This window comes from Streptomyces sp. NPDC012888 (assembly GCF_042900645.1).
Classification (GTDB): Bacteria; Actinomycetota; Actinomycetes; order Streptomycetales; family Streptomycetaceae; genus Streptomyces.
On record NZ_JBIBBM010000027.1, the window covers coordinates 20,202 to 28,548 of the forward strand.

Consider the following 8,347-nt stretch of genomic DNA (forward strand, 5'->3'; position numbering starts at 1 on the left):
AACGCCGGGACCCCGCCCCGGACCGCGCCCGCCTACAGTCCCCGCACCGTCACCCCCGACAACACCGGCGTCCCGTCCTCCCGGAACACCCGCACCGCATCCCCCTCCCACCGCACCGCGAACCGCTCCGTCTCCCCGTCCTCCGACACCCGGACCCCACCGCCCGCACGCCCCCGCGGCGGGGCCCACACCTCGAGACCGCCCCGCACCGGCACCACCGAACCCGCCCGCGCCAGCACCGGAACCCGCCCCAGCGGCGCGTCCAGCAGCACCTGGCCCGGCCCCTCGTACGCCTCCTCCGTCGCCGTGTCGTACCAGCGCCCCCACGGCAGCCGCACCGCCCGCCGGTCGGCCCCGCAGTCCAGCACCGGAGCCACCAGCAGCGCGTCCCCCAGCAGGAACGCGTCCTCGCAGTCCCGCAGCGCCCGGTCCTCCGGCGCCCCCCACCACACCGGCCGCACGTACGGAGCCCCCGTACGCCGCGCCAGCCAGGCCAGCGTCACCCAGTACGGCAGCAGCCGCTCCCGCTCGGCCAGCGCCGCCCGTGCCGCCCCGAGCGCCTCCGACCCGAACTCCCACGGCTCCCGCCGCCCCGCCCAGATCGCCGAGTGCGTCCGGAACAGCGGCAGCCACGAACCCAGTTGGAACCACCGCACGAACAACTCCGGTGAGGGCGAACCGCCGAACCCGCCCACGTCCGGCCCCGAGTACGGCACCCCGCACGCCCCCAGCCCCAACACCAGCGCCAACGAAGCACGCAGACCCTCCCAGCTGGTCTCCACGTCCCCCGACCAGGTCCCCCCGTACCGCTGCATCCCCACCCACCCCGAACGGGAGAACAGGAACGGCCGCTCACCGGGCCGCAACCGCACCAGCCCCTCCCACGCCGCCCGCGCCATCCCCAGCGCGTACACGTTGTGCGCGGCCCTGTGGTCCCCGCCCGCACCCTCCAGCGCGTGCCGCGCCGACCTCGGCAGCGTCGCGTCCCCCAGCGGCGCGAAGGAGACCGGCTCGTTCATGTCGTGCCAGAACCCCGCGAAGCCCTGCTTCAACCGCTCCTCGTACAGCCCGCCCCACCACGCGCGCACCGCGGGATCCGTGAAGTCCGGGTACCCGCACTCCCCGGGCCACACCTCACCCCGCACCTCCCGGCCCGCCGCGTCCCGTACGAACGCCCCCTCCGGCCCCACCGCGCGCCCCGACTCGTACACCGAACCGGCCACCCCCGGCTCGGCCTTCACCGCCGGGTCCACGATCGACACCAGCCGGATCCCGTCCTCCGCCAGCTCCCGCGCCAGCCCCGGCAGGTCCGGGAACCGCTCCGCGTCCACCGTGAACACCCGGTGCCCGTCGTAGTGGTCGATGTCCAGGTGCACCGCCGACAGCGGCAGGCCCCGCCGCCGGTAGCCCGCCACGATCCGCCGGACCTCCGCCGCGCTCCCGAACCCCCACCGCGCGTGGTGGTGCCCCAGCGCCCAGGACGGCGGCACCGCCGCCCCGCCGGTCAGCCCCGACCAGCACTGCGCCACCCGCGCCGGTGTCCCCACCAGCACCCAGCAGCGCAACGGGCCCCCGTCCATGCGCAGTTCGCTCACCCCCGGCCGGTCCGCCCCCGAACCGGCCCCCTCCTCACCCTCCCGCAGCAGCACCCGCCCGTCCCACGTGCAGTCGTGGAACACCAGGTGCGTGCCCGCGTCCGCCACCACGAGCTGCACCGGCATCGTGAGGTACAGCGGATCGTCCCCGCGCCCGAACCCGCCCCGCGGATCCGTGTTCCACAACCGGTACTCGCCGTCCCGCAGCCGTGGCCCCGCCGACCGCCCGCCCAGCCCGAAGAACCGCGCGTCCGCCGCCACCTCCGCCCGCTGCAACCAGCGCGCCCCGCCGTCCCCCGACACCGGCTCCCACCACCGCGGCGGCAGCTCCCGCCGCAGCACCGCCCCGCCCGGCGTCCGCACCTCCACCGCACCCTGCCGCGACACCGCGACCGTGACCCGTTCCGACACCACCCGCCAGCCGCCGCCGGTGTCCGGCTCCAGCACCGCCCGCGGATCCGGCTCCGGACCCGGCTCCGCGACCGCGTACGAGGGCTCCGGCCCGGCCCCGTCCCAGCCCAGGAACACCGCGCCGCCGACCGTCACCCGCACCAGCAGCTCCGAGCGCGCGAACCGCATCACACCGCCGCCCGGCCGGGGGTCCGCCTCCAGCAGCAGCCCCGGCACCCGGGCCCGTTCCGGCCCCCGGGGCGGCAATGCCGCCGCGTCCGCACGCCGGTGGCGCAGCATCGCCCGCCAGGCCCGCCGCCCCCGCGCCGTACCGAGTTCCTTCACCGCGCGCACCACATCACGACCACGAGCGTTCATCCCGTCCATGACGATCACCCTGCCACCGGCCCCGGGCCGCGCGTGGCGCGTTCAGCCGGCGTTCACCACTCTGGTGCGCAACTCGATCACATGGCATCGTCTGGCATCGTCCTGTGAGCGTCCGCGCCGCCACCCCCGCGCGGACGCAGCGCACGCACACCGCACGCACACCGAACGCACACGAAGCGATCAGAGCGACCCTGGGAGCCGCGCACCCATGAACGAGACCACCGCACCCGAGCCCCTCTGGTCCCCCGGCCCCGACCGGATCGCAGCCGCCCGGATCACCGCCTTCCAGGCCTGGGCCGCCGAACACCACGGCGCCCCCGCCACAGGCGGCTACCCGGCCCTGCACCGCTGGTCCGTGGAAGAGCTCCCCGCCTTCTGGCAGGCCGTCGCCGACTGGTTCGACGTACGCTTCACCACCCCGCCCACCGAGGTCCTCGCCGACCGCTCCATGCCCGGCGCCCGCTGGTTCCCCGGCGCCACCCTCAACTACGCCGAGCACGCCCTCCGCGCCGCCGAGGACCCCGCCCGCGCCGGCGAAGCCGCCCTCCTGCACGTCGACGAGACCCACGAGCCGACCCCCGTCACCTGGGCCGAGCTCCGCCGCCAGGTGGGCTCCCTCACCGCCGAACTCCGCGCCCTCGGCGTCCGCCCCGGCGACCGGATCAGCGGCTACCTCCCCAACGTCCCCGAGGCCGTCGTCGCCCTCCTCGCGACCGCCGCCGTCGGCGCCGTCTGGACCTCCTGCGCCCCCGACTTCGGCGCCCGCAGCGTCCTCGACCGCTTCCAGCAGGTCGAACCCGTCGTCCTGTTCACCGTCGACGGCTACCGGTACGGCGGCAAGCAGCACGACCGCACCGACACCGTCGCCGAGCTCCGCCGGGAACTGCCCTCGCTGCGCGCCGTCGTCCACATCCCGCTGCTCGGCACCCCGGCCCCCGAGGGCACCCTCGAATGGTCCGCGCTCACCTCCGCCGACACCGAGCCCGTCTTCGAGCCGGTGCCCTTCGACCACCCCCTCTGGGTGCTCTACTCCTCCGGCACCACGGGCCTGCCCAAGGCCATCGTGCAGTCCCAGGGCGGCATCCTCCTCGAACACCTCAAGCAGCTCGGGCTGCACTGCGACCTCGGCCCCGGGGACCGCTTCTTCTGGTACACCTCCACCGGCTGGATGATGTGGAACTTCCTCGTCTCCGGCCTGCTCACCGGCACCACCGTGGTCCTGTACGACGGCAGCCCCGGCTACCCCGACACCGGCGCGCAGTGGCGCATCGCCGAGCGCACCCGCGCCACCCTCTACGGCACCTCCGCCGCCTACGTCATGGCCTGCAGGAAGGCGGAGGTGCACCCGGGCCGCGACTTCGACCTGTCCGCCGTGAAGTGCGTCGCCACCACCGGCTCGCCGCTCCCGCCGGACGGCTTCCGCTGGCTCCACGAGGAGGTCGCCGAGGACCTCTGGATCGCCTCCGTCAGCGGCGGCACCGACGTGTGCAGCTGCTTCGCCGGCGCCGTCCCCACCCTCCCCGTGCACATCGGCGAGCTCCAGGCGGCCTGCCTCGGGACGGACCTCCAGTCCTGGGACCCCTCCGGCAAGCCGCTGACCGGCGAGGTCGGCGAGCTGGTCGTCACCAATCCCATGCCCTCCATGCCGGTGCGGTTCTGGAACGACCCCGACGGCAGCCGCTACCGGGACAGCTACTTCGAGATGTTCCCGGGCGTCTGGCGGCACGGGGACTGGATCACGATCACCGACCACGGCTCGGTGGTCATCCACGGCCGCTCCGACTCCACCCTCAACCGGCAGGGCGTCCGGATGGGCTCCGCGGACATCTACGAGGCCGTCGAGCGCCTGCCGGAGATCAAGGAGTCCCTCGTCATCGGCCTGGAGGAGCCGGACGGCGGATACTGGATGCCGCTCTTCGTGCACCTCGCGCCCGGCGCGGCCCTGGACGACGCCCTCCGCGACCGGATCAAGGCGACCATCCGCACCGAGCTGTCGCCGCGCCACGTCCCCGACGAGATCATCGAGGTGCCCGGCGTCCCCCACACCCTGACCGGCAAGCGCATCGAGGTCCCCGTCAAGAGGCTCCTCCAGGGCACCCCCCTGGACAAGGCGGTCAACCCCGGGTCGGTGGACGACCTCGACCTGCTCCGCTTCTACGCCGACCTCGCCCGCACCCGCCGCCCCTGAACCCACACCGGCGGGCCGTCACTGTCAGTGCGCGTGATTACTCTGAGTGAGCATTGATCGATGCCACCCAGGGGGGAACGCCATGCGCAAGAACCGCACCCGAACCCGCACCCGCACCGACGCCCACACCGGCGGCGGCCTGCGCCGCGAAGTCCCGAGCACCCTCGGCCTGCTCGCCGACGCCCGGGACTTCGCGGCCATGCGGCACTACCGCACCTTCACCTTCGACGACCACCGCCAGTACCTCCGGCACGTCGAGGACCTCCTGAGGTCCCTCGCCGCCGAAGGCATCCACACCACCGTCGCCCTCTTCGACCCCGAGGAATACGCCGGCTACTGCGCCGAGACCGGCCTCGACCCCGACACCCCCGACGCCCGCACCCGCTTCACCGCGGAACTCGCCGGCACCGGAGCCGTCCTCCCCTACACCGGCCAGCCCATCGACGAACTCGTCCCGCTCCTCGTCGACGAAGCCGTCCGCCAGGCCACCCGCGAGTACGCCGCCGAACTCCTCTCCCGCCTCGGCGACTGCGCCGACTGCGGCGAGGACATCGGCCGCTCCTCCCTCACCCAGGCCGCCGAGACCGTCCACCGCCTCCTGACCACCGCCGGCCCCGGCCGGCACCACCTGGTCTGCAGCATCCCGGCCGACGAACAGCAGCTCATCGCCGTGCTCCACGCCGACACCGGCCACGGCACCACACCCGACGCCCTCTCCGGAGGCCTCGACTTCACCACCGTCCTCGCCGCCGGCCTCGCCCTCGGCGGCACCGGGGGAGTGGTCCTCCGCACCACCGCCCACGGCGCCGACCGGGTCCACGGATGGCGCCTCCAGGGCGGCACCCTCGTCCCCCTCCCCGCCGCCGCCGTCTTCAACGCCTACTGCACCGACGCCGACACCGGCGACCCCGTCGCCCCCGAACCGGGCGTCGAGTACTGCCCCGGATTCCCCGTAGACGTCCCCCGCCCCCACCACTGACCCCCACCACTGACCCCCACGAGGACGAGGGGCCCCCGCCGACCACCGGCGAAGGCCCCTCGAACCACACACGCACGCACCACGGCTACTCGCCGGACAGCACCGCCTGCGCGGCCAGCCGCGCCTCCTCGGCGCTGTCCGCCGCCCGCGCCGCCGCGGCGGCACGCTCGCACTGCGCGAGCGTGTGCTTGGCCAGCGTCGCCCGCACGTACGGGATCGACGCCGCACCCATCGAGAGGGAGGTGACCCCCAGACCGGTCAGCACGCACGCCAGCAGCGGATCCGAAGCGGCCTCACCACAGACGCCGCAGCTCTTGCCCTCGGCGCGGGCGGCCTCGGCCGACATCGCGATCAGGTCGAGCAGCGCGGGCTGCCACGGGTCCTGCAGCCGCGACACCGCACCCACCTGCCGGTCGGCGGCGAAGGTGTACTGCGCCAGGTCGTTCGTGCCCAGCGACAGGAACTCCACCTCCTGCAGGATCGAACGCGCCCGCAGCGCCGCCGACGGGATCTCCACCATCGCGCCGAACTTCGCCTGCAACCCCGCCTCGCGGCACGCGTCCGCGAACGCCTTCGCGTCCGCCCGGTCCGCCACCATCGGGGCCATGACCTCCAGGTACACCGGCAGCCCCGCGGCGGCCTTCGCCAGCGCGGTCAGCTGCGTCCGCAGCACCTCGGGGTGGTCCAGCAGCGTACGCAGACCGCGTACGCCCAGCGCCGGGTTCGGCTCGTCGGCCGGAGTGAGGAAGTCCAGCGGCTTGTCCGCACCCGCGTCCAGCACCCGTACCACGACCCGCCCCTCCGGGAAGGCCTCCAGCACCTTGCGGTAGGACTCGACCTGCTTCTCCTCCGACGGCGCCTTCTTGCTGTCGTCCAGGAAGAGGAACTCGGTGCGGAACAGACCCACGCCCTCGGCCCCCGCCTCCACGGCCGCCGGCACGTCCGCGGGCCCGCCCACGTTCGCCAGCAGCGGCACCTTGTGACCGTCGGAGGTGGCACCCGGCCCGGAGGATGCGGCCAGTGCCGCCTTCCGCTCGGCGGCCGCCGCGCGCAGCCCCGCCTTCTTCTCCTCACCCGGCTCCACGAAGACCTCACCGGTGGAGCCGTCCACCGCGATGACCGTGCCCTCGGCGAGCTCGCACGCACCCGGCAGCGCGACCACGGCGGGCACCCCCAGCGCACGCGCCAGGATCGCGCTGTGGCTGGTCGGCCCGCCCTCCTCGGTCACGAAGCCCAGCACCAGCGACGGGTCCAGCAGCGCCGTGTCCGCCGGCGCGAGGTCCCGCGCGATCAGCACGTACGGCTCGTCGCTGTCCGGCACACCCGGCATCGGCACGCCCAGCAGCCGTGCCACGATCCGGTTCCGCACGTCGTCCAGGTCGGCCACCCGCCCGGCCATGTACTCACCGGCACCGGCGAGCAGCTCGCGGTACGCGGCGAACGCGTCGTAGATCCCGCGCTCCGCGGTGCTGCCGACCGCGATGCGCCGGTCGACGTCCGCCATCAGCTCGGGGTCCTCGGCGATCATCGCCTGCGCTTCGAGCACGTGCTGGGCCTCGCCGCCCGCCAGCTGCCCCCGTGCGATCAGGTCGGCGGCCACGGCGCTGACGGCCTTACGGGCGCGCCCCTGTTCGCGCTCCGCGTCCTCCGCGGCGATCTGCTTGGCCGGCGGTTCGAGCACCGCCGTGCCCATGTGCCGGACCTCGCCGATCGCCACACCGTGGCTCACACCGACGCCTCGCAGCGTTGTCTCCATTTCACCCGTCTCCGATAGAGCGGCGGACCCACCCGCCGCGATGGATGTACGACTCCGCCCCCACGGGGCGGACGGTCAAGCCCAGCCGAACAGGGCGTCGCCGGCCTTGACGTCCCCGGACTCCACGAGGGAGGACAGCGCGTCGGGAGTGGCCTCCAGCGCCACGACGGGGCAGACGGGGGACTTGCCGGCGGCCTCGACGGCGGCGGGGTTCCACTTCACGACGGCCTGGCCACGGGTCACGGTGTCGCCCTTGTTCACGAGCAGCTCGAAACCCTCGCCGTTCATCTGGACGGTGTCGATGCCGAGGTGGGTCAGCACACCGTGGCCGGCGGAGTCGACGACCACGTACGCGTGCGGGTGCAGGGAGACGACCACGCCGTCCACGGGAGCCACCGCCTCCGAGGGCTCGCGGACGGGGTCGATGGCGGTACCGGGGCCGACCATCGCGCCGGAGAACACCGGGTCGGGCACTGCCGCGAGTCCGATGGCGCGTCCGGCGAGCGGGGACGTCACGCTGGTCATGTGGGGCCTCCCAGGGGTGGAGCTTCGTCGTGTCGCCGTTACTGCCTGTTGCAGACGGCGTACTCTTGAGAAGGATAAGTCACGGCTTGTACGGGTTCGTCCGTTGTCAGACCCCCACCGCGGGACCCGACCGGACTGCCCTTCGGCACGGAGACTAGTGGACTAGACCGGTGGACTAGACCACAAGTCCGCACCGATTTGCCCGCGCCTCCGGCGAGGTGTACTGTCGTGAGTCCTGCCTGACCGGACCACGTGAACAGCGCGTGTCCAGAGGTCGGCGGACAACCAACTTCTTACCAGTCGACTATCTCGATCTTCGACTCCTCTTCGCATGCCCAATGCATTGCGGAAACGGTGGTCAGGGAGACGGAAAACGACTGATAGAGTCGGAAACGCCGGAAGGGAAACGCGGAAGCGCAGACCTGGAAAGCGCCGAGGAAATCGGATCGAAAAGATCTGATAGAGTCGGAAACGAAGAACGAAGGAAGCGCCCGGAGGGCCCGGAGACGGGAACGAAGGAAGCGTCC

General features: G+C 73.5%; 5 protein-coding genes. 2 read left to right on the forward strand and 3 right to left on the reverse strand.

Features of this window, described 5'->3' with window-relative positions; all coding sequences use genetic code 11:
• Positions 1 to 32 precede the first annotated feature (32 nt).
• Positions 33 to 2,372, reverse strand: a complete 2,340-nt coding sequence (locus ACFY61_RS31865; protein ID WP_389477944.1) for a TIM-barrel domain-containing protein — start codon at positions 2,370 to 2,372, stop codon at positions 33 to 35.
• A gap of 208 nt (positions 2,373 to 2,580) precedes the next feature.
• Between ACFY61_RS31865 and ACFY61_RS31870 the strand changes: the two genes are divergently transcribed.
• Together ACFY61_RS31870 and ACFY61_RS31875 are read left to right on the forward strand one after the other, a co-directional pair.
• Positions 2,581 to 4,560: an acetoacetate--CoA ligase gene (locus ACFY61_RS31870; protein ID WP_389477946.1), complete on the forward strand. Its 1,980-nt coding sequence runs from the start codon at positions 2,581 to 2,583 to the stop codon at positions 4,558 to 4,560.
• Between the two features lie 82 nt (positions 4,561 to 4,642).
• Positions 4,643 to 5,539 carry a hypothetical protein gene (locus ACFY61_RS31875; protein WP_389477948.1) on the forward strand — a complete coding sequence of 299 codons (897 nt, stop codon included), beginning with the start codon at positions 4,643 to 4,645 and terminating at the stop codon, positions 5,537 to 5,539.
• 85 nt (positions 5,540 to 5,624) lie between these two features.
• Here ACFY61_RS31875 and ptsP read toward each other — a convergent pair whose 3' ends face one another.
• Complete coding sequence (gene ptsP, locus ACFY61_RS31880) at positions 5,625 to 7,295, reverse strand: phosphoenolpyruvate--protein phosphotransferase (protein WP_389477950.1); 1,671 nt, start codon at positions 7,293 to 7,295, stop codon at positions 5,625 to 5,627.
• Between the two features lie 75 nt (positions 7,296 to 7,370).
• Entirely contained in the window at positions 7,371 to 7,820 is a 450-nt protein-coding gene (locus ACFY61_RS31885) for a PTS glucose transporter subunit IIA (RefSeq protein WP_389477953.1), read from the reverse strand.
• Positions 7,821 to 8,347: the final 527 nt, after the last annotated feature.

Coding starts and splice junctions, on each gene's coding strand:
- ACFY61_RS31885 (WP_389477953.1), bottom strand. CDS start 7,820: ATGACCAGCGTGACGTCCCCGCTCGCCGGACGCGCCATCGGACTCGCG.
- ACFY61_RS31875 (WP_389477948.1), top strand. CDS start 4,643: ATGCGCAAGAACCGCACCCGAACCCGCACCCGCACCGACGCCCACACC.
- ACFY61_RS31865 (WP_389477944.1), bottom strand. CDS start 2,372: ATGGACGGGATGAACGCTCGTGGTCGTGATGTGGTGCGCGCGGTGAAG.
- ptsP (WP_389477950.1), bottom strand. CDS start 7,295: ATGGAGACAACGCTGCGAGGCGTCGGTGTGAGCCACGGTGTGGCGATC.
- ACFY61_RS31870 (WP_389477946.1), top strand. CDS start 2,581: ATGAACGAGACCACCGCACCCGAGCCCCTCTGGTCCCCCGGCCCCGAC.